General features: G+C 46.3%; 1 pseudogene. It reads right to left on the reverse strand.

The features are described 5' to 3' along the window. A pseudogene (locus AAEZ03_RS27565) lies at window positions 1-268 on the reverse strand (hypothetical protein); the annotation flags it as partial.

A 268-nucleotide genomic window follows, 5' to 3' on the forward strand; every position in this document is an offset into this window, starting at 1 on the left:
GTATAAACCAGAAGCCAATGAGCGACCTTTTTTGACATTGACTGCGATATAGCTGATGGTTGCCGCCTGCGTGACAAACACGCCCGAGGACATAATTGCAAGTCCTACCACAATACCCCAAAGTGGCGTCACAAGGGTCAATAATACCCCAAGCATTGATACAACAACGGCTACCCGAACGGTTCGTGCTGAACCAAATCGTCTTAGCAAGGTAGAGGATAATGGCGTAATGACCACCCCAATTAAATATACCGCAAAAATATTAGCC

Origin of the sequence: Pseudomonas sp. HY2-MNA-CIBAN-0224, from assembly GCF_040310285.1 — a bacterium.
GTDB classification, from domain to species: domain Bacteria; phylum Pseudomonadota; class Gammaproteobacteria; order Pseudomonadales; family Pseudomonadaceae; genus Aquipseudomonas; species Aquipseudomonas helleri.